Annotated in this window: 18 protein-coding genes; 12 read left to right on the top strand and 6 right to left on the bottom strand. The window is 60.1% G+C overall.

Going from position 1 to position 21483, the window contains the following annotated elements; translation table 11 throughout:
* Positions 1-278 precede the first annotated feature (278 nt).
* The 5 genes from choX to AC3ISG_RS20730 all read left to right on the top strand — a co-directional run bounded on the left by choX (position 279) and on the right by AC3ISG_RS20730 (position 5203).
* On the top strand, positions 279-1181 hold the full coding sequence (choX, locus tag AC3ISG_RS20750) for a choline ABC transporter substrate-binding protein (protein ID WP_489299565.1): 903 nt from the start codon (positions 279-281) through the stop codon (positions 1179-1181).
* Between the two features lie 39 nt (positions 1182-1220).
* Positions 1221-2156 (top strand): alpha/beta hydrolase, encoded by a 936-nt coding sequence (locus AC3ISG_RS20745; protein WP_489297850.1) that lies wholly within the window; start codon positions 1221-1223, stop codon positions 2154-2156.
* A gap of 338 nt (positions 2157-2494) precedes the next feature.
* Complete coding sequence (locus AC3ISG_RS20740) at positions 2495-3934, top strand: cytochrome ubiquinol oxidase subunit I (protein ID WP_489297849.1); 1440 nt, start codon at positions 2495-2497, stop codon at positions 3932-3934.
* Positions 3935-3937: 3 nt separating this feature from the next.
* Positions 3938-4945, top strand: coding sequence for a cytochrome d ubiquinol oxidase subunit II (cydB, locus tag AC3ISG_RS20735; RefSeq protein WP_122536680.1), 1008 nt, complete (start codon positions 3938-3940; stop codon positions 4943-4945).
* Between the two features lie 57 nt (positions 4946-5002).
* Positions 5003-5203 carry a DUF2474 domain-containing protein gene (locus tag AC3ISG_RS20730; protein ID WP_122536681.1) on the top strand — a complete coding sequence of 67 codons (201 nt, stop codon included), beginning with the start codon at positions 5003-5005 and terminating at the stop codon, positions 5201-5203.
* A gap of 81 nt (positions 5204-5284) precedes the next feature.
* Here AC3ISG_RS20730 and AC3ISG_RS20725 read toward each other — a convergent pair whose 3' ends face one another.
* Entirely contained in the window at positions 5285-6409 is a 1125-nt protein-coding gene (locus AC3ISG_RS20725) for a methyltransferase (protein WP_489297848.1), read from the bottom strand.
* 146 nt (positions 6410-6555) lie between these two features.
* The gene (locus AC3ISG_RS20720) at positions 6556-6804 is read right to left on the bottom strand and encodes a helix-turn-helix transcriptional regulator (RefSeq protein WP_489297847.1); all 249 of its coding nucleotides are present in this window, start codon (positions 6802-6804) and stop codon (positions 6556-6558) included.
* 319 nt (positions 6805-7123) lie between these two features.
* On the opposite strand from AC3ISG_RS20720, the gene AC3ISG_RS20715 reads away from it, so the two are divergent.
* Positions 7124-7900 (top strand): ferredoxin--NADP reductase, encoded by a 777-nt coding sequence (locus AC3ISG_RS20715; protein ID WP_122536684.1) that lies wholly within the window; start codon positions 7124-7126, stop codon positions 7898-7900.
* 141 nt (positions 7901-8041) lie between these two features.
* On the opposite strand, the gene mscL is transcribed toward AC3ISG_RS20715, so the two are convergent.
* Entirely contained in the window at positions 8042-8491 is a 450-nt protein-coding gene (mscL, locus tag AC3ISG_RS20710) for a large-conductance mechanosensitive channel protein MscL (protein WP_122536685.1), read from the bottom strand.
* Positions 8492-8690: 199 nt separating this feature from the next.
* Here mscL and radA point away from each other — a divergent pair, with 199 nt between their 5' ends.
* From radA to AC3ISG_RS20695, 3 genes are all read left to right on the top strand, one after another.
* Complete coding sequence (gene radA / locus AC3ISG_RS20705) at positions 8691-10061, top strand: DNA repair protein RadA (protein ID WP_122536686.1); 1371 nt, start codon at positions 8691-8693, stop codon at positions 10059-10061.
* 208 nt (positions 10062-10269) lie between these two features.
* Complete coding sequence (locus AC3ISG_RS20700; protein WP_122536687.1) at positions 10270-10878, top strand: hypothetical protein; 609 nt, start codon at positions 10270-10272, stop codon at positions 10876-10878.
* Between the two features lie 16 nt (positions 10879-10894).
* Positions 10895-11476, top strand: coding sequence for a hypothetical protein (locus tag AC3ISG_RS20695; RefSeq protein ID WP_489297846.1), 582 nt, complete (start codon positions 10895-10897; stop codon positions 11474-11476).
* A 40-nt stretch (positions 11477-11516) separates the two neighbouring features.
* On the opposite strand, the gene AC3ISG_RS20690 is transcribed toward AC3ISG_RS20695, so the two are convergent.
* Complete coding sequence (locus AC3ISG_RS20690) at positions 11517-11885, bottom strand: PilZ domain-containing protein (RefSeq protein ID WP_122622830.1); 369 nt, start codon at positions 11883-11885, stop codon at positions 11517-11519.
* 153 nt (positions 11886-12038) lie between these two features.
* Here AC3ISG_RS20690 and AC3ISG_RS20685 point away from each other — a divergent pair, with 153 nt between their 5' ends.
* The 3 genes from AC3ISG_RS20685 to yjiA all read left to right on the top strand — a co-directional run bounded on the left by AC3ISG_RS20685 (position 12039) and on the right by yjiA (position 15437).
* Complete coding sequence (locus AC3ISG_RS20685; protein ID WP_122536690.1) at positions 12039-14108, top strand: carbon starvation CstA family protein; 2070 nt, start codon at positions 12039-12041, stop codon at positions 14106-14108.
* Between the two features lie 26 nt (positions 14109-14134).
* Positions 14135-14332, top strand: coding sequence for a YbdD/YjiX family protein (locus AC3ISG_RS20680; RefSeq protein ID WP_065987541.1), 198 nt, complete (start codon positions 14135-14137; stop codon positions 14330-14332).
* A 133-nt stretch (positions 14333-14465) separates the two neighbouring features.
* The gene (yjiA, locus tag AC3ISG_RS20675; protein WP_122536691.1) at positions 14466-15437 is read left to right on the top strand and encodes a GTPase; all 972 of its coding nucleotides are present in this window, start codon (positions 14466-14468) and stop codon (positions 15435-15437) included.
* 487 nt (positions 15438-15924) lie between these two features.
* Here the strand turns inward: yjiA and glyA are convergent, their stop codons facing one another.
* Both glyA and AC3ISG_RS20665 read right to left on the bottom strand, forming a co-directional pair.
* Complete coding sequence (gene glyA / locus AC3ISG_RS20670) at positions 15925-17178, bottom strand: serine hydroxymethyltransferase (protein ID WP_133776882.1); 1254 nt, start codon at positions 17176-17178, stop codon at positions 15925-15927.
* A 213-nt stretch (positions 17179-17391) separates the two neighbouring features.
* Positions 17392-21213: a sensor domain-containing protein gene (locus AC3ISG_RS20665; RefSeq protein WP_489299564.1), complete on the bottom strand. Its 3822-nt coding sequence runs from the start codon at positions 21211-21213 to the stop codon at positions 17392-17394.
* Positions 21214-21483: the final 270 nt, after the last annotated feature.

Raw genomic sequence — 21483 nt, 5'->3', positions numbered from 1 at the left:
AACGATCAGACCGTCATCATCTGCATTACCACGCAGAGCGTGGGAACGATCATCTGCTGAACCCTTCCTCATTCAATGTCGCCCCAGTGCAAGCACAGGTCGCGCTGGTGCGCTTGATGCTCAGGCCTGCTGCGTACTTTGCATCAACGCGGCAGCCACCGAATTGCCGTGGGTCTTCAAGCCTTGAAAAACTGCCGAAAAGAGCTGAATAAAATAACGCGCTGACCCGAGGAGCATCCATGAACTCATTTATTCGTCATATCAGTTGCGCTGCGTTGATGCTGAGCAGCAGCGTCCTGCTGGCTGCGGAACCTGCCAAGTGCCAGAACGTGCGCATGGGCGTGGTCAACTGGACTGACGTCGTTGCCACCAGCGCAGTCGCCGAAGTGCTGTTGCAAAACATGGGATACGAGGTCAAACAGACCAGCGCCGCCCAGCAAATCATTTTTGGCGGCCTGCGTGACGATCGGCTCGACGTGTTCATGGGTTACTGGAAACCGGCCATGGACAAGAACATAGCGCCCTTTGTCGCAGCCAACCAGGTCAAGGTGCTCGACGTGCCCAGCATGAGTGACGCCCAGGCGACGCTCGCGGTGCCGGATTACGTGGCGTCGGGCGGGCTGAAAACCTTCGGCGATATTGCCAAATTCAAGGACAAACTCGGTGGCAAGATTTACGGCATCGAGCCTGGCACCGGTGCCAACGCCAACATCAAGGGCATGATCGAGAAAAACCAGTTTGGGCTCGGCGGTTTCCAGCTGGTCGAGTCCGGCGAGGCGGGCATGCTCGCAGCGGTGCAGCGTGCGATCAAGCGTAATGAATGGGTGGTATTCGTCGGCTGGACCCCGCACCCGATGAACATCAACATGAAGATCGCCTACCTGACCGGCAGTGAAGACGTGTTCGGCCCGAGTGAAGGCGCGGCGACCGTTTCCGTGGTGACAGCGCCGGATTACGCATCTCGATGCCCGAACGTCAGCAAACTGATGAGCAACCTGAAGTTCACCGCCGCTCAGGAAAGCCAGATGATGGTGCCGATCATGGACCGCGAGGTGCCGAACGACGTTGCTCGCCAGTGGCTCAAGGATCATCCTGAAGACATGAAGCGCTGGCTGGATGGCGTGACGACCTTCGATGGCAAAGATGCAGCGACTGCCGTGCAAGTGGCGGTGAACAAATAAGCAAGCGGGCCTGGCCAAGGGCTCGGGCTGGAGCAGCCAATGCCTACGTCTTACCCGCTGTCCCCCGAGATGTCGGCGTTTGTGACCAAAACGCTGAGTTTCAGCAGCGCCTCCGAGGACATCGACGAGCAGCGTCACGCGTATTCCCGGATGAGTGAAGCGTTCACGCCCACCCGTCCTGCGTACCTTGATGTACGGGATTTCGCCCTCGGCGGCGTGGCGGTGCGCAGTTACCGGCCTCAGCGGCTATCCCTCGAACATCCGGCGCCGTGTGTCATGTACATCCACGGCGGCGGCTGGGTCGTGGGCGATCTCGACTCCCATGATTTCCTGACCGCAGCATTGGCGGCCGACCTCAATGCCGTGGTCGTCGCCGTGAATTACCGACTGGCGCCCGAACACCCCTTTCCCGCCGGCTTCGGCGATTGTCTGGCGGTCTGGCACGCCCTGCAGATCCAGGCGCAACGGCTGGACATCGACCCGCACCGCATCGCCATCGCCGGGGACAGCGCCGGTGGCAATCTCGCTGCGGCCGTGTGTCTGGTGCTGCGCGATGCCGGTGAGCGTCAGCCGGTCGGGCAGGCGCTGATTTACCCGGAACTGGGCGGGGCCAGTGATCTGCCTTCCCGGCGTGAATATGCCGACGCACCGCTTCTTTCTGCCGATGAGCTCGGGTATTACCGGCAGCTGTACATGATGGCGGACGAACAGTCGGCATATGCCCGGCCACTCAACGCCGGGGCGTTCCACAATCTGGCGCCTGCGTTCATCGCCGTCGCGCAGTTTGACCCATTGCGCGATGACGGCGTCTGCTACGAGCGCGCGCTGCGTGACTCGGGCGTGCGCACTGAGTTCGAGCCCGGCCTTGGGCTGCTCCACGGCAGTCTCAGGGCTAAAGGCCAGGTACCGGAAGTGGATGCGCTTTATCAGCGACTGGTCTCTGCACTGTTGGGCTTTATTCGCGACCCTTTGTAGGTCGGTGTATGCCATCGTTGTAAGTGCCGTGCTGCTACTCCGCGCACTCTGTTCTGCTTCCCGCCCACTGCACCGCCCTGAAAGGTGAGTCAACTCGCCACGCGACAAAAGACCACGCAGAGCAAGTGCCGAAATGGGACTACTCTTTCCACGTCAGCTGACCTGGATCAATGCTCTGGCCTGTATTGATCGAACTGGCCCCCTGACGCATCCCCCCGGTCGCCGACCTGAGCACGAATCAAAGAGAACAAACGCCATACCTCGTACTCAATACACCGTGGGGGCAGTCGCTGCAGGCCCCGAGTCTGAAGCCAGTTCCACCTGATAGAGGAAGACCTATGTTCGGCTTAGAGGCGCTCGATCTCGCCCGAATCCAGTTTGCGTTCACCGTTTCATTTCACATTCTTTTCCCTGCCATCACCATTGGTCTGGCGAGCTTCCTTGCGGTGCTCGAAGGCTTGTGGCTGAAAACCCACGACAACACTTACCGCGACCTTTATCACTTCTGGTCGAAGATCTTTGCCGTCAACTTCGGCATGGGTGTGGTTTCGGGTCTGGTCATGGCGTACGAGTTCGGCACTAACTGGAGCCGCTTCTCCGACTTCGCCGGCGCGGTGACCGGGCCTTTGCTGACCTATGAGGTCCTGACGGCGTTCTTCCTGGAAGCGGGCTTCCTTGGCGTCATGCTGTTCGGCTGGAACCGTGTCGGCCGCGGCCTGCACTTCTTCGCCACATCGATGGTGGCGGTCGGCACACTGATTTCGACCTTCTGGATTCTGGCTTCCAACAGCTGGATGCAAACCCCACAGGGCTTCGAGATCGTCGATGGCCGGGTGATTCCGGTGGACTGGTTCGCGGTGATCTTCAACCCATCGTTCCCGTACCGTCTGACGCACATGGCTATCGCCGCCTTTGTGGCTACGGCTTTCTTCGTCGGCGCTTCGGCGGCCTGGCACCTGTTGCGTGGTCGCGATAACCCGGCGATTCGCAGAATGCTGTCCATGGCCATGTGGATGGCGCTGATCGTTGCGCCGATTCAGGCGATGGTGGGCGATGCCCACGGCTTGAACACCCTCGAGCACCAGCCGGCCAAGATCGCAGCCATTGAAGGTCACTGGGAAAACGTCGGCGACGAGCCGACCCCGCTGATCCTGTTCGGCATCCCGGACATGAAAGAAGAGCGCACCAAGTACGCGGTCGAGATTCCGTATCTGGGCAGCCTGATCCTCACACACAGCCTGGACAAGCAAATCCCGGCGCTGAAGTCCTTCCCACCGGAAGACCGTCCGAATTCGCTCATCGTGTTCTGGTCATTCCGCGTGATGGTGGCCTTGGGCATGCTGATGATCGCGGTGGGTCTGTGGAGCGCGTGGCTGCGCTTGCGCGGCGGGCTGTACACCAATCGCTGGTTCTTGCGTCTGGTCATGTGCATGGGGCCGGCGGGTCTGATTGCGATGCTCGCGGGCTGGTTTACCACTGAAATCGGACGTCAGCCGTGGGTGGTCTATGGCTTGATGCGCACCGCGAATGCGGCGTCCCGCCACAGCGTTGAACAGCTGAGCATTACCCTGGTGTTGTTCGTCGTGGTGTATTTCCTGCTGTTCGGTACCGGCTTTGGCTACATGATGCGTCTGGTACGCAAAGGGCCTAAAACCCACGAAGGTGATAACGCGACCTACGGCGGACCAGGGCAGAAACGCACCCCGGCGCGTCCTCTCTCTGCTGCTGATGAAAGCAGCACGGACCACCGCAAAGACAGCCTGACTGAGGGGAACTGAGCCATGGGTATCGATCTTCCACTGATCTGGGCCGTGATCATCATCTTCGGCGTCATGATGTACGTCATCATGGACGGCTTCGATCTGGGCATCGGGATACTGTTCCCGTTCATGAAGGACAAGACCGACCGCGACGTGATGATGAACACCGTCGCGCCGGTCTGGGACGGCAACGAGACCTGGCTGGTACTGGGCGGGGCCGGCTTGTTCGGCGCCTTCCCGCTGGCCTACTCGGTTGTGCTTGAAGCGCTGTACCTGCCGCTGATTTTCATGCTGTTCGGGCTGATTTTCCGTGGTGTGGCGTTCGAATTCCGCTTCAAGGCCACCGACGTCAAGCGGCACCTGTGGGACAAGGCATTCATCGGTGGTTCGCTGGTGGCGACGTTCTTCCAGGGCGTGGCACTGGGCGCGTACATCGACGGCATTCCCGTGGTCGACCGTGCCTATGCCGGCGGTGGACTGGACTGGCTGACGCCGTTCTCGGTCTTCTGCGGTCTGGCGCTGATCGTGGCCTATGCCTTGCTCGGCTGCACCTGGCTGATCATGAAGACCGAAGGGCCGCTGCAGAAAGCCATGCATGATCTGGCACGACCCTTGGCCCTCGCCACATTGGTGGTCATGGCGATCGTCAGTCTGTGGACACCGCTGGCCCATCAGGCCATCGCTGATCGCTGGTTCAGCCTGCCCAACCTGCTCTGGTTCATGCCAGTGCCGGCGCTGGTCATGCTGACCATGTACGGCCTGTTCAAAGCAGTGGCGCGCAATGCCAACTACGCACCGTTCCTGTTGACGCTGGTGCTGATCTTCCTCGGCTACAGCGGGCTGGGCATCAGCCTGTGGCCGAACATCATCCCGCCGACCGTGTCGATCTGGGCCGCCGCGTCGCCGCCACAGAGTCAGGGGTTCATGCTGGTCGGTACGCTGTTCATCATTCCGCTGATCCTGGGTTACACGTTCTGGAGCTACTACGTATTCCGCGGCAAAGTCACCCACGAACACGGCTATCACTAGCAGGTCGCGGCCCCGGTGTATCGCCGGGGCCTGACTGCGGGAGAGGAGGGTTTAGCGATGTCGGTTAAAGAATCTGTTCAGCACGACGCCCGGAACCAGGATGAGCACAGGCGTGAGGTTGATCCAGCGCAGGGCAAGCCACTGTGGCAGCGCATCGGCTGGCTGGTGGTCATCTGGACTGGTAGCGTGCTGGCGCTGTTCGTGGTCGCCATGCTGCTGCGCATGTTCATGACAGCGGCAGGCATGAAGTCGCACTGAGTGATGCTCGCTCAATAAAAAACCCGCTTCGGCGGGTTTTTTTTGCTTCACCTGTGGAGGCTACACGACGAGCCCAGCGAGCTATTTACGCGCCTTGAGAATCACGAACTTCGGCGTCGCTGCCACTTGTTCCACGCCCCTGAACAAACGCGCCAATTTGCTGTGGTAGCCCAGATGACGGTTGCCCACGATGTACAGCGCGCCGCCGGTGACCAGCGCCGAGCGCGCCTGCTGGAACATTCGCCAGGCGAGGAAATCGCCGACCACTTGCTGCTGGTGAAACGGCGGATTGCACAGAACCACGTCCAGCGAGTCAGGCTCCTGCGCCGCCAGCCCGTCACCAGCGTGAATCACCGCCGGCCGCTCGCCGAGGGCCAGTCTCCAGTTTTCCTGAGCCGATTGCACCGCCATGAACGACTCGTCCACCAGCGTGTAGTGCGCGTCGGGGTTGTTCAGCGCGCTGGCGATGGCGAGCACGCCATTGCCGCACCCCAGATCGGCGACCCGTGCCGAGCCCAGACCCTTGGGCAAGTACGGCAGGAAGGCCCGCGTGCCGATGTCCAGACCGTCGCGGCAGAACACGTTGGCGTGGTTGATCAACTCGATCTTCGGCTCGTCCAGCGTGTAACGGGTGGGGTAGGGCGAGGGTTGAACGGTTTTGGCTTCAGGGGTGCATAACAGCAGTCGGGCCTTCTTTACGGCAAGCGATGCCTGCACGGGGCCGATGTACTCCTCCATCAGCTCGCCTGCCGAGCGGGGCAGGTGTTTGATCATGCCGGCAGCGACGACTTTGGCGTTCGGGGCCAGTTGGGCCTGTAAACGAATCAGCTGTTCTTCCAGCAAGGCGAGGGTTTTCGGGACGCGAATCAGCACCCAGTCGAAGGGGCCGGTCAGTGGCTCACTGGCGGGGATCACCGGGACGGCATCATAGGTCAGGCCGTTGCGCACCAGGTTTTTTCCCAGTGCTTGAGCACCGAGAAACGAATCCGTGCTGCTGACCACCGTGGCATGGGGGGCGAGGCTGGCGGCGAGCGCGCCGAAACTGTCGTTGAGCACCAGCACCCGTGTTTGCAGCGTCACCCCCTGCTCGGCAACGTGATTGAGCAGGTACTCGTCGGCAGCATCGAAGGCCTGCAAGGGCTCATCCGGCTGCTCCGGTTGGCGGATCAGGTCGAGCTGGGCAAACGGGGTGGTAAGCAGGGGCATGGGCGGAGCGGTTCCAGTCGTAGATGGCGCTACCGGCATGTCGGCGGAAATTACACGTGCGCCGGCGTATCCAGGTTCGCGAAGCCGGCGATTTTACGTGTTTTTGCCCGTACGCACCGGGCTTTTCACCCTTGCTTTGCCCGTGCCTAGATCACCCCGTCTTTCGTCGCCTGGACCACGGCCGACATCTTGTTGCAAGCGCCGATTTTATGAATGGCTTTGCCAATGTGGAAATTAACGGTGCGCGCTGTCACATCAAGGATCAACGCGACCTCTGCAGCCGTCTTGCCTGTAGCGCACCACTTCAACACCTCCACCTCTCGGATCGTCAGGCCTTTGTAGCCCAGACCCTCCCCGCAGGCGCTGCAGTCTTCGCCCAGCTTCCGAATATCCATCGTGTGCCTCCATGCTCGGTGTTGATCGTCCTGATCGAAGTCTAGGAAATAATCGCCGCCCTGAACGCGGCAAGCCTCACGGTCGCGCTGCAGTGACACCGAAGTCACTGGGCGGGTAGCTCTGTAAAACTCAGCGAAATCAGCAGCTTAAGATCCGCTGGCGTCCTGTTTCGGACCGCTTTGCGATAACGCTGATAGCCAAATACTCTAAAAATCGGCAAGACCGCTGTACATGTCACTACAAACCGGCGGTGTTTATCGCAGCGTGTTTGCGGGACACTGATCACCCTTTTTGTGAGACAGGAGCCAGGAGCGCCCCATGACTGCCAGTGCAGAAAAATTCACCCGGCAAACGCTGCTGGACGTTACGCCGCTGACTCCCAGTCTCTTTACCTTTCGCACAACCCGCGACCCCGGCTTCCGTTTTACGGCAGGGCAATTCGCACGACTGGGCGTGACTAAGCCTGACGGAACGACGGTGTGGCGGGCCTATTCAGTGGTGTCCTCGCCCTTCGATGAGTTTCTAGAGTTCTTCTCCATCGTCGTACCCAATGGCGAATTCACCAGCGAGTTGAGCCGGCTTCGTCAGGGCGACACGCTGATGGTGGAAAAACAGGCGGTGGGTTACTTGACCCTCGATCGCTTCACTGACGGTCGCGACCTCTGGATGTTGTCCACAGGCACCGGCGTGGCGCCGTTCCTGTCGATCCTGCAGGACTTCGAGGTCTGGGAGAAATTCGAGCGCATCATTTTGGTGTACAGCGTCCGCGAGTCCCGGGAACTGGCCTATCAGCAGCTGATCGCCGAGCTGACCCGGCGCGAGTATCTGGCCGAGTACGCGCACAAGTTCACGTTCATCGCCACCGTCACGCGGGAGCCGCATCCGGGTGCGCTTAACGGGCGCATTACCACGCTGATCGAGAACGGTGAATTGGAGAAAGCGGCCGGCGTCGAGCTGACGCCTGAACATTCACGGGTGATGATCTGCGGTAATCCGCAAATGATCGAGGACACGCGTGCCGTGCTGAAAACCCGCGACATGCGCCTGGCGTTGACGCGCAAGCCGGGACAGATCGCGGTGGAGAATTATTGGTAGGTGTACGCTGCGGTAGCTGCTGAAAAACCTTTGTGGGAGCGAGCTTGCTCGCGAAGGCTTACTTTCATTCACTAGAGAAAGTGGCTGAATGCCCCGGCCCCTTCCTGAGCAAGCTCACTCCCACATGAACTGTGCTAGCTGTTAGACGAACCGATCTGGCGTCACTTGCAGTGGCGCAGCCGGCTTGGTGTTCTGCTCTTTCAACAGGTCGCGGATTTCGCCCAGCAGCACTTCTTCCTTCGATGGCGTTGGCGGCAGCGTCGGCGCCTTGGCCTCTTCGCGCTTCAGGCGGTTGATCGCCTTGACGCCCATGAAGATGGCGAACGCGACGATGATGAAGTCAATCACGGTCTGGATGAATTTCCCGTAGGCCAGCACCACCGCAGGTGCAGTCCCTTCGGCAGGCCGCAGCATGATGGCCAGATCACTGAAGTCCACGCCGCCGATCAGCAACCCGAGGGGCGGCATGATTACATCGCCGACGAACGACGAAACGATCTTGCCGAATGCCGCGCCGATGATGATACCGACGGCCATGTCGACGACGTTTCCTTTTACGGCAAAGGCTTTGAACTCGCTTAGTACGCTCATGGGTGTATTCCTTTGTTACAGATGAGAGTGGTCAATGCAGTGTAAGTCAGCTAGCTGCATCTCGCTTAATCCATGCAATCGACCGGGTACGTCCTTGTAAGTTTTATTCAATCGTCCAAAAACATGGGTGGCTGGTAGCGCTGCGCCCGACGGTTTGACGCATCGGGTATGATTGCCCCCTTTTTACATCGGGGGTGTCATGGCCAAGGCCAAACGCATGTACGGCTGCACCGAGTGCGGTTCGACGTTTCCCAAGTGGGCCGGCCAGTGCAGCGAATGCGGCGCCTGGAATACCCTCGTTGAAACCGTGATCGACAACAGCACGGCGGCGGCGCCCAGCGGTCGTTCCGGCTGGACCGGCCAACAGGCCCAGATCAAAACCCTGGCCGAAGTCAGTGTCGAAGAAATCCCGCGCTTTTCCACCAACTCCACTGAGCTGGACCGGGTTCTCGGCGGCGGCCTGGTGGATGGCTCGGTGGTGTTGATCGGCGGCGACCCCGGCATCGGCAAATCGACCATTCTGTTGCAGACCCTCTGCGCCATCGCCGAGCGCATGCCGGCGCTGTATGTCACCGGCGAAGAATCGCAACAGCAGGTCGCGATGCGTGCCCGTCGGCTTGGCTTGCCCCAGGACAAACTGCGGGTCATGACCGAGACCTGCATCGAAACCATCATCGCCACGGCGCGCATCGAGCAGCCGAAAGTCATGGTGATCGATTCGATCCAGACCATCTTCACCGAACAGCTGCAGTCAGCACCTGGCGGTGTGTCCCAGGTTCGCGAAAGCGCGGCGTTGCTGGTGCGCTACGCCAAGCAGAGCGGCACCGCGATCTTTCTCGTCGGCCACGTCACCAAAGAAGGCGCGCTGGCCGGGCCTCGCGTGCTGGAGCACATGGTCGACACCGTGTTGTATTTCGAAGGCGAATCCGATGGCCGCCTGCGCCTGCTGCGTGCGGTCAAAAACCGTTTTGGTGCCGTTAACGAACTGGGCGTGTTCGGCATGACCGACAAAGGCCTGAAAGAAGTCTCGAATCCCTCGGCGATCTTTCTCACACGCGCGCAGGAAGAGGTCGCGGGCAGTGTGGTCATGGCCACGTGGGAAGGCACCCGACCGATGCTGGTCGAAGTGCAGGCGCTGGTCGATGACAGCCACCTCTCCAATCCGCGACGCGTGACGTTAGGTCTGGATCAAAACCGGCTGGCCATGTTGCTCGCGGTACTGCACCGCCACGGCGGTATCCCTACCCATGACCAGGATGTGTTTCTCAACGTCGTGGGCGGGGTGAAAGTGCTGGAAACCGCGTCTGACCTGGCCTTGATGGCCGCGGTCATGTCCAGCCTGCGTAACCGCGCGCTGCCGGGCGACTTGCTGGTGTTTGGCGAGGTGGGCTTGTCCGGCGAAGTGCGCCCTGTGCCGAGCGGTCAGGAGCGACTCAAGGAAGCGGCCAAGCACGGATTCAAACGCGCCATCGTGCCCAAGGGCAACGCCCCGAAAGAGTCGCCGCCGGGCCTGACGGTGATTGGCGTGACTCGCCTGGATCAAGCTCTGGATGCGTTATTCGAGGAGTAAGAAGAGCCGGCGCTAGAGCGCCGGCCCTTAAAAATATCGGAAACGGAAATTGACGTCATAATGATGGCGCATTAGTATCGCCGCCTCGTTTCCGCTTGCTCACCCTTGATGTGCGGCTGCGGCGACGTTTCCCTGAAAATTCGAATGATCCTGCTGCGGTTCACCTGGACCGGAGTGCGGCCGTTCGCCCGAAATTAAGGATGTTGGTTTGAAACGGATTGCACATGTGCTTTTGCTTGGCGCGTTGTTGTCGCTGACCGGTTGTTTTTCTTTCAATACCTACGGCCCGATCGGCGAGCCGGACAGGGCAGCAGTGGTCACCAGTCCGCGGGTTGCGCAGATGGCGGACGTCGTCGTATCGGTGCCGAAGATCAACGATGAACTGCGCAAGAACGTCAGCCGGCAATTGACGGCGCAAATCAACCACTACATCGAAAGTGCCGGCTACTTCAAAGATGTCTCGGTATTCCCTGCCAGGCTGGGCGATCAGGACGTGATGTTGAAATTCAACCTGACCTCGTTGCACGGCAAGCGCTCGACTCACCCTGCGTACTTCCCCGGTGCATTGCTGACCCTGACGATCTACATCTGGGTCAATGGGCCGATTTACGTCGACACCTACGATCTTGCAGGTGAGCTGACCATTGAAGACCGCACTGGCAAGACGCTGGCCAAATCCATGGAGAAAGTCGACGAGCCCCACAATGTAGGCCTGTATGACGCCGACTACGCCGCGCCCGGCCTGGGCAGTCGACAGCTCCGTGACCTGATCGCCAAGCTGACCGATGCCGCCGTCACACAATTGAATGCCCGTTGAAAGGAATCAGAACACCATGAAATCCATGATTAAAGCGCTGGTGTTGATACTCGGCGTATCGCTGGGCGGCTGCGTGTCCTACTCGCAACATGATTTGCCGGCCGTGGAAAACTGGCCGCTGGCGAGCCAGCAAAAATCGACCAAGCCTACGGCGTATGTGCGCTTTACGGCGCTCCACACATTTAACGGCGAGCAGAGAGCCGGCGGCACCAATGTCAGTGCCTGGGAGAAGGTGTTAGTCGACAACTTCAACCAGTCGGGGCGTTTTCAGCGTGTCACGACTGACAAGGTAGAGTCCGACGTTTACGTGTATGCCAGCTTACGCAATGAAGAAACCGGCAACACGGGCAGTGCCATTCTGTCCGGGATCACGTTATTGGTGATCCCGACCGTTGCCCACAATCGGCTGGTGCTGGAAACGGTCTACAAAGACCGCGATGGGAAAGTATTGGGGCGGATCGAGAAAAGCGAAACCGTGACGACCTGGATGCAACTGCTGCTGGTGTTCGCGCTGCCGTTCAACCCGTCGGCCGAGGGCATCATTCAGCACCTGACGCAGAGCACGCTTGAGGAAGCCGTCAGGCAAAAGCTGATTTAACCCATCAGGTGCCGGCACCCGCCCGGCGCCTCTCTCAGAATCAGTCCCCCATCAGCGCGCCCAGTTCGCGCTCCAGTTCATCGTGATCGGCAATATTGAGCTCGATCAGTCGACGCAGGTGCGTCACTGAATCGAGCTCAATGTGCTTGCAGACAAACCCCAGGTGATTGTGGTCATCGTGGGTGAGCTGCACTTCCATCACGACATCAATACCGTCCTGCAACTCGATGTCGACCATGAACCGCTCGTCGGGATCGCCTTCCCAGGGCGAGGGCTTCTCGATCAACAGCCCCTTGAGCGACAGGTCGATCAACTGAACCGCCCAGGTTTTCCCGGCCTGGTGGAGTTTTGTTTTCGCGTCGAATGCAACGCGCTTGAAACGACGACGTTCTGTGTGGTTATCGGTCATTACGCAACTACTCCTTCAGCGCCTGAAGCGCCCACTTCGTTGACTATAGGACAAATATCGCGCTAGACCATCGTGGGGGTAGCCTTTCGCTCGGGCGACGCTAAACTCCGCTTGCTGAACAACAATAAGTCCACTCAGTTGGAAACAAAAAAAATGAAAAACAATAATGGTCTGCTGCGCCACGTGCCCTGGCTGATTGTTGCGATCCTTGGGGCCTGGGCTCTGGGAGTGGTTGCATTGCGTCGCGGGGAGGCGATCAACGCACTCTGGATTGTGGTGGCCGCAGTGGCCATTTATCTGGTCGCTTATCGCTACTACAGCCTGTTCATCGCTACCAAGGTCATGCAACTCGACCCGACCCGTGCCACCCCCGCGGTGCTCAAGAACGACGGGCTCGACTACGTTCCTACCAATAAACACATTCTCTTCGGTCACCACTTCGCTGCCATCGCCGGCGCAGGTCCGCTGGTCGGTCCGGTGCTCGCCGCGCAAATGGGCTACCTGCCCGGTACGCTGTGGCTGATTGCCGGTGTCGTGCTGGCGGGTGCGGTGCAGGACTTCATGATCCTGTTCCTTTCCACGCGCCGTAACGGTCGCTCACTGGGCGACATGGTTCGCGAAGAAATGGGCCGCATTCCCGGCACCATCGCGTTGTTCGGCTGTTTCCTGATCATGATCATCATCCTTGCGGTGCTGGCGTTGATTGTGGTCAAGGCACTGGCCGAGAGCCCATGGGGCATGTTCACGGTCATGGCGACGATTCCGATCGCGATGTTCATGGGCATCTACATGCGCTTCATCCGCCCGGGCCGCATCGGTGAGATTTCGGTGGTGGGCGTCGTGCTGTTGCTGCTGTCGATCTGGGTCGGCGGTCTGGTCGCAGCGAGTCCTGAGTGGGCGCCGATGTTCACGTTCACCGGCGTGCAGATCACCTGGATGCTGGTTGGTTACGGGTTTGTCGCGGCCATGCTGCCGGTCTGGCTGGTACTGGCGCCTCGCGACTACCTGTCCACATTCCTGAAAATCGGCACCATCATCGCGCTGGCGATCGGCATTCTGATTCTTGCGCCTGAGCTGAAAATGCCTGCGCTGACACAGTTCACCGACGGCACCGGTCCGGTCTGGAAAGGCACCCTGTTTCCGTTCCTGTTCATCACCATTGCCTGTGGCGCTGTCTCCGGTTTCCACGCGCTGATTTCCTCGGGCACCACGCCGAAACTGCTGGATAACGAAGTCAACGCCCGTTACATCGGTTACGGCGGCATGCTGATGGAGTCGTTCGTGGCGATCATGGCCATGGTCGCGGCTTCGGTCATCGAGCCAGGCGTGTACTTCGCGATGAACAGTCCGGCGGCCATCGTTGGCTCCGACGTCAACTCGGTCGCGCAGATGGTCAGCAGTTGGGGCTTCCTCATCACGCCGGATCAACTGACCGCTGTGGCGAAAGACATCGGCGAAAACACCGTGCTGGCCCGTGCCGGCGGCGCGCCTACCCTGGCCGTGGGTATCGCGCAGATCCTGCACCAGGCGTTCCCGGGTCAGAACACCATGGCGTTCTGGTACCACTTCGCGATTCTGTTCGAAGCGCTGTTCATCCTGACCGCAGTGGATGCCGGTACCCGTGCCGGCCGCTTCATGCTGCAGGACCTGCTGGGCAGCTTCGTGCCCGCGCTGAAACGCACCGAGTCCTGGACCGCCAACGCCATCGGCACCGGTGGTTGCGTCGCGCTGTGGGGGTATCTGCTGTATCAGGGCGTGATCGATCCGCTGGGCGGGATCAACACGTTGTGGCCACTGTTTGGTATCTCCAACCAGATGCTCGCGGGTATCGCGTTGATGCTGGCGACGGTCGTGCTGATCAAGATGAAGCGTCAACAGTACGTCTGGGTCACCATCCTACCGGCTTCATGGCTGCTGATCTGCACCGTGACCGCAGGCTTCATCAAGCTGTTCGACCCGAGCCCTGCGGTGGGCTTCCTGGCCCTGGCGAAGAAATACAGCGCCGCCGCAGATGCCGGTCAGATATTGGCACCGGCCAAGACCATGGACCAGATGCAGCACGTGATCTTCAACGCCTACACCAACGCCACCCTGACCACGCTGTTCCTGTTCGTGGTCCTGAGCATTCTGTTCTATGCGCTGAAGGTGGGTCGTGCGGCGTGGGTCAAGAAAGAGCGTACCGACAAGGAATCGCCGTTCCAGGCCTTTCCGGAATCCCACTGAGTGCGCTGTAACGCGAGGAACTGTTTATGTTCAACGATCTGAGTCGCCTGGGTAAGTATCTCGGTCAGGCCGCCCGCCTTATGGTGGGCATGCCGGATTACGACAATTACGTTGAGCATATGCAGAAGACCCACCCGGACAAGCCGGTGATGTCCTACGAAGCGTTCTTCCGGGAACGCCAGGACGCCCGTTACGGCGGGAAGGGCGGGCCCAAGTGTTGCTAATGAAGTGACCCTTGGTCATGCAGGAGTGAGCTTGCTCGCGATGCGTTAATTCAGTCGCCGCTGTACTGACTGACATTTCGAATTGCCCGCAACCTCACTCCTGTTTTTTTTATCAGCGAATCGAGGTCTTTTTTTGTTCACACCTATCCCCGTCACCATCCTCAGCGGTTTTCTCGGCGCCGGCAAAACCACCTTGCTGCGCCACTTGCTCAAGGAAGAGCACGGCCTGAAGATCGCCGTGATCGAGAACGAATTCAGCGACGCCGGCGTTGACACCCAATTGCTGGGCGACGAGCCGGTGCAGGTGATGACGCTGTCCAACGGCTGCGTCTGCTGCACCATTCACACCGACCTGACCAAAGCGCTGTATCTGCTGCTGGAGCGCCTCGACAGTGGCGAGATCGCGTTTGATCGGCTGGTCATCGAATGCACCGGCCTGGCAGACCCCGCACCGGTTGCGCAGACCTTCTTCATCGACGAGGAGCTGCGCGAGCGCTACATCCTCGACGGCATCATTACGTTGGTCGACGCCGCCCATGCCGACACGCACCTGGAGCAGACCATCGCCCAGGCGCAGATCGGCTTCGCGGATCGTCTGCTGGTCAGCAAGACCGATCTGGTGGATGAAGCAACCTTCAATGCATTAAGCGAGCGCTTGACCCGCATCAACCGTCGCGCGCCGATCCGGGTGGTCGAGCACGGCAAGATCGATCTGGCCGAGCTGCTGGATGTGCGCGGCTTCAACTTGAACGCTGACATCGGCGGCATGACACTGCGCCCGGCAGCCCCGACAGGCCGCTCCATCGACCGGATCAGCAGCCTCGTCCTGCGCAGTGATCAGCCGCTGGACATCGACAAGCTCAGCACCTTCATGAACGACCTGCTGGAAGAGCACGGCAAACAACTGCTGCGTTACAAAGGCGTGCTGAACATCGCTGGCGAAGACCGCAAGCTGGTGTTTCAGGGGGTGCTGAAGCTGTACGGATTTGATTTCGATGTGGAGTGGGCAGAAGGCGAGAAACGCGAGAGCGTGATCGTGTTTATTGCTGATGAGCTGCCGGAGGAGAAGATCCGATCGGGGTTTTCGAAGGTGGCGGCGGACTGACATTTTCGGATGCACACAATCCCCTGTGGGCGCGAGCTTGCTCGCGAAAGTGCCAGGTCAGACGAATTCGATGGGACTGAACCGACGCCTTCGCGAGCAAGCTCCCACAGGCAGTGTGGCTGATCCGCAATACTGTCGGCGCCTGAACTGACCTCTTCCCGGCTAAAGCCGGTCCCACTAAAAGCAGCGCGTGCATTCTGTGGGACCGGCTTTAGCCGGGAAGCTTTTGATCTTGATCGTTCCCCCGCTCTGCGTGGGAATGCATCCCGTGACGCTCCGCGTCACCTCCCCCAGCCTGAATGCGCGTCGTCTGCGGGACGCGGAGCGTCCGAGGCGGCGTTACCACGCGGAGCGTGGGAACGATCAAAAGGGGGATTTGGCTTGATGACAACCATAGAATCTCCCACAGGTTTGATCTTCACTCGTCAGCTACAAAAAAGCCCGGCTCAAGAGCCGGGCTTTTTTATGCAACTGCTACTGCTTCAGATCAAGCGCCGTAAACCGGCAGCTTGGCGCAGATGGCCTGGACCTTCTCACGTACGGCGTTGATCACCGCTTCGTTGTTCAGGTCTGCCAGGATGTCGCAGATCCAGCCGGCCAGTTCCTTGCACTCTGCTTCCTTGAAGCCGCGAGTGGTCACGGCCGGGGTGCCGAAGCGCAGACCGGAGGTGACGAACGGGGAGCGCGGATCGTTGGGTACCGAGTTCTTGTTCACGGTGATGAAGGCTTTGCCCAGTGCGGCGTCGGCGTCTTTACCGGAGATGTCCTGCTTGATCAGCGACAGCAGGAACAGGTGGTTTTCAGTACCGCCGGACACCACGTCGAACCCGCGCTCGATGAACACGCCGGCCATGGCCTTGGCGTTTTTCACCACTTGTTCCTGATAGGTCTTGAACTCAGGCTGCAGTGCTTCCTTGAAGCAGATCGCTTTGGCCGCGATGACGTGCTCCAGAGGACCGCCCTGGCCACCCGGGAAAACAGCGGAGTTCAGCTTCTTCTCGATCTCGGCGTTGGCGCGGGCCAGGATCAAGCCACCGCGCGGGCCGCGCAGGGTTTTGTGAGTAGTGGTGGTGACGACGTCAGCGAATGGAACCGGGTTCGGGTAAACGCCTGCAGCGACCAGACCGGCTACGTGAGCCATGTCGACGAACAGGTAAGCGCCAACCTTGTCAGCGATGGCGCGGAAGCGCGGGAAGTCGAGGATCTGAGAGTAGGCGGAGAAACCGGCGACGATCATCTTCGGCTTGTGCTCGACCGCCAGTCGCTCGACTTCGTCGTAATCGATCAGGCCGTTGCCGTCGATGCCGTACTGAACGGCGTTGTACAGCTTGCCCGAGGAAGAAACGCTGGCACCGTGGGTCAAGTGGCCGCCGTGGGCCAGGCTCATGCCCAGGATGGTGTCGCCTGCATTGAGCAGCGCCAGGTACACCGCGCTGTTGGCCTGGGAGCCTGCGTGTGGCTGGACGTTGGCGTAATCGGCGCCGAACAGTTGCTTGGCGCGGTCGATGGCCAGTTGCTCAACGATGTCGACGTATTCGCAGCCACCGTAGTAACGCTTGCCTGGGTAGCCTTCGGCGTATTTGTTGGTGAGGACCGAGCCCTGGGCTTCCATGACCGCCGGGCTGGTGTAGTTCTCCGAGGCGATCAGCTCGATGTGATCTTCCTGACGCTTGGCTTCCTGTTCCATGGCGGCGTACAGGTCGGCGTCGTACTTGGCGATGGTCAAATTGCGGCTGAACATGGCGGTCCTCGGGGATCGGGCAGTAGAAAAGGGGGGCATTCTAACCCATCGGGTTTTATCTGGCATATGAAAGCGGGTCATGTGCGTGATGAGCGCGATGCAAGGCTAAAGCCTGGCTGCAAGCTGCAAGCTTCAAGCTTCAAGCTTCAAGCTTCAAGCTGAATGCGGCGTGGCTACTGCTTGTAGCTTGCCGCTTGAAGCTTGCAACTCGCGTCAATCGAGCATAAACAGCGCATCGTTGCTGAACTGGGCCTCGAACCGCGCCGCTGGCATGGGGCGGCCGAACAGGTAACCCTGAACTTCGTCGCAGCCATGTTCGCGCAGGAACTCCAACTGCTCGTGGGTTTCCACGCCCTCGGCGATCACCGACAGATTGAGGCTATGGGCCATGGCGATGATTGCACGGGCGATCTGCGCGTCCTGCTCGCCGGACGGCAGGCCATCGACGAAGGTGCGGTCGATCTTCAGTACGTCGATGGGGAACTGCTTCAGGTAGTTCAGCGACGAGTAGCCGGTGCCGAAGTCATCGACCGCGATGCTCAGGCCCAGCCGCTTGAGTCCTGCCAGGATCTGCATGGCTTCGCTCACCTCACGCATCAGGATGCTTTCAGTCAGTTCAAGTTCGAGGCAGGCGGGCGGCAGGCCGATTTCCTGCAGAATACCGGCGATGCGTGTGCCCAACTGACCGTCCGAGAACTGCCGTGCGGAAATATTCACCGACACCTTTGGCACGCGAACCCGCGCCAGATGCCACGCGCGCAACTGGCGGCAAGCCTCCTTGAGCACCCATTCGCCGACTTCGACCACCAGCCCGAGCTCTTCCAACACCGGGATGAAGTCTACCGGCGGCACCAGGCCACGACGCGGGTGACGCCAGCGCAGCAAAGCCTCGGCGCCGGTCAGGCGCTTGCCGTCGCCACTGAACTGCGGCTGGTAATACAGCGCGAATTCGCCCTGCTCCAGGGCATGGCGCAGGTCGCTTTCCAGCTCCAGACGCTCCAGGGCGCTGGCATTCATGTCAGCTTGATAAAACTGGAAGTTGTTCTTGCCGCGTTCTTTAGCGTGGTACATCGCCGTGTCGGCGTTCTTCATCAGCTGGCTCAGTTCACTACCGTCCTGAGGGCTGAGCGCGATACCGATACTGGCTGTGACGAAAAACTCGCGGCCTTCCAGCACGAAGGGCTTCACCAGGCTGGCGAGAATCTGCTCGGCCACATGAATCGCCCGATTCAGGGCCGCCTGCTGGGTGGGGCGGGGTTGCAGCAGCAGCGTGAATTCGTCGCCGCCCATGCGCGCAACGGTGTCGTCTTCGTCGACGCATGCAAGCAGGCGCAAAGCCATTTCCTTCAGCATGCGGTCACCGGCGGCATGGCCCAGTGAATCGTTGATCGGCTTGAAGCGATCCAGGTCGAGGAACATCAACACCACCCAGGTGTGTTGACGCTCGGCGTGTTGCAACGCGCTGTGCAGGCGATCCTGAAACAGCGTGCGGTTGGGAAGATGGGTCAGTGCGTCGTAATAGGCCAGCCGATGAATGCGCTGCTCGCTGGCCTTGCGCTCGCTGATGTCGCTGAAAAAGCACACATAGCTGGCCAGGTCGCCCTCATCATCGAGCACCGCGGTAATCCCGACCCAAGCCGGGTAGTGCTCGCCGTCGCGGCGCTTGAGCCACAACTCACCCTCCCAACTGCCGCGCTGGCTCAACTGCTTGAGGATGTACCCCAGGTGCGCTGCCTGCTGATTCTCGACGGTCAGCATCATCGGCAGCTGATCCAGCACCTGGGACACGGCGTAGCCACTCACCCGGGTGAAGGCGTCGTTGGCCTGCACGATGTAGCCCGCAGGGTCGGTGATCAGAATGGCCGAGGTCGAGTGTTCAAAGACCGTGGCCGCCATGCGCAGGTCTTTCTCGGCGCGCCGCTGCTGACTGACATCGCGTCCAACGCCGAGAACCCCTTCAAACGTTCCGGAGTCATCCCACACCAGCACCACACGAAGTTCCACGGGAATCTTGCGACCATCAGCGCGCAAGCAATCGAACAGGAACAATTGGGTGGTGATCTCCCTGCGCAAGTCCGCCAGCGCCACGGGCTTGTTCGACGCTTTACTGATGCGCTGCAGCAGCGCATAAAAGCCGCTGAGCTGCTGAGGATTGGCGATGATCGCCCTCCAGCCGTTCTGCAGAATCCACTCGGCGCTATAACCCAGCACGGTATTGACCGAGGGACTGAAGTAATTGGCGTGCAACTGGCGATCGGTGGAGAAAATCACGTCGCTGATGCTTTCCGCCAGCATCCGGTACCGCTGCTCGCTTTCGCGCAGGGACTGGCTGGCTTCCACTTGGTCGGTGATGTCCTTGGCGACGCCCACGATGCGCCGGATCTGCCCGTCAGTGTCCGCCGCAAGCGCCTGTTCGCAGATATCGAAGCGACGCCAGTTGCCCTGTCGCGCGCGGAAACGCAACTGGCACTGGATCAGGTCGCTGCGGCCGTGCTCGGTGCGTGCAAGGCGCAACTGCTCATAAGCACCGATATCGTCCGGATGCAGCAGCGTTTCCCAGAAATGCTCGCCCATCTCGTCCAGCTCGGCCGTCTCATAGCCAAGGGCCAGGCCCAGATTATGGTTGCTGTAAATGATCCGACGCGTGGCCGCATCCAGAACGCAGAGATAGTCCGGCACGGTACGCACGACATCCGACCAGAACTGTTCCCGCTCCTGCAGCGACAGCTCGGCCTGTTTGCGGTTGGTGAAATCGCTGATTCTGAGAATGACGGCGTTGAAATCTTCAGGTTGCTCAGGCAGGCGCATGACCAACCACAGGTGTTGGTCACCGCTTTGCGCGTCAGGGATCAGAATTTCGAGTTCCAGCTGGCGTTGACCCTCGAGGACGGCCTGGAGTATCTGCAAGCCGATGCCGTTTCCGGCGCGAGGGCAGCCTTCGATCAACTGTTGCCAGACATATTGTGCCGAATCGGCGCGCAACAGTTGAGCGGCGACCTGATTGACCTCAGTGATGCGCAATTGCTGAAGCAGGCCGTTGATCTGCTCGGGTTGGCTGCTCAGGCGTGCGCTCAGTTCCTCGCCGCTGTTCACTTGCAACTGCTTGAGGTAAGCCGGCAGGCCGGAGAGGTCCAGTACGCAGAGCGCGACCCCGGAGCCTTCAAAAATGTCTTTATAGCGGCGACGGCTTTGATGCAGCTGCAGTTGGCGGCGGCGCAGGCTGCGCAGGGCGAACAACGGAATAATGGAACAGAGCAGGGCGAGCAGGCATTCACCGATGAGCGGCAAGAGCTGCGCCTGCCGGGCTTTCTGCGGATCGAACAGTCCACGCACTTGCCAGTCGCTGTGGGGCAGTGGTTGCAGATGGACGGTCTGCAACTCGTTGTCAGCTGACTGGCCGGCGCCTGGCAGGTTTTTGTAGAGGGGGCGTTGACTGCTGATATCTTCCAGCAGCCAGACGGGCTGGTAATCCAGATCGCTCTGGCGGGTCAGGGACTTCAGGATGTCGGGCTTGAGCCGCAGCCCCCAGTAGCGTTCATTGCCGGTGCCCGGCTGACGGATGAACAGATAAAACGTGGAGGCGCCTGGGTCGCTGGCGTAGAAGTACGGATGGCCCTGGATGACCGAATGCATCTGGGTCAGAAAGCCGACATCACGGGTGTCACCCTCGCTGTCGGCAATGATATTTCCGTCAATGTCGAGCCAGACCAGACTTTTAACCGCCGGCATCGATTGACCAAGGTTCGCCAGCACGGCCTCTGGATCGTCAACGGGTTGCGAATTGTCCTGGGTTTCGTCAAGCACATTCAGCGCCACCTGAGCGTCCAGCGCCATGTTCAGGCTCAGCCGATCGGCGAGCTGCACGCTGTAGTCGATGCTGCGCTTGTGCTGGCGTTCCTGAGACTGCTGGAACTGCTCGATCATCTGCCATAACAACAGCATCAACATCATCAGAACCAGGACCGCGAGCGCACCCCTGAGCACGCCCCTTAAAGGCACGGTCGTTGCGCTATCGGATGGGCGCAGGGGTGAGATGGGGGTCGGTTTGAGCAAACTGTGATCCTGACTACTGGACTGAATCAGCATGTGCGATACGCACTATAAGCCCGGTGCGCAAAAGGCGGGTAGCATGCCACCGAGCTGTGGCTAAGTGCCAGCGTTAATGGGCCGGGCGGTTTGCCCTGTTGCGTGCATTCGGGTAGCTTTGCGCCACACGCGACGCGCCCGGTTTCTGCACGACTCGCTTGCAGCCTCAAAGGGCTTGCAAGCATTGCTCCAGCTTTAATACCGGTCCTCGGAAGTTTG

Source organism: Pseudomonas sp. GL_135 (genome assembly GCF_057834665.1).
This window is presented reverse-complemented; position numbering and strand designations above follow the sequence as displayed.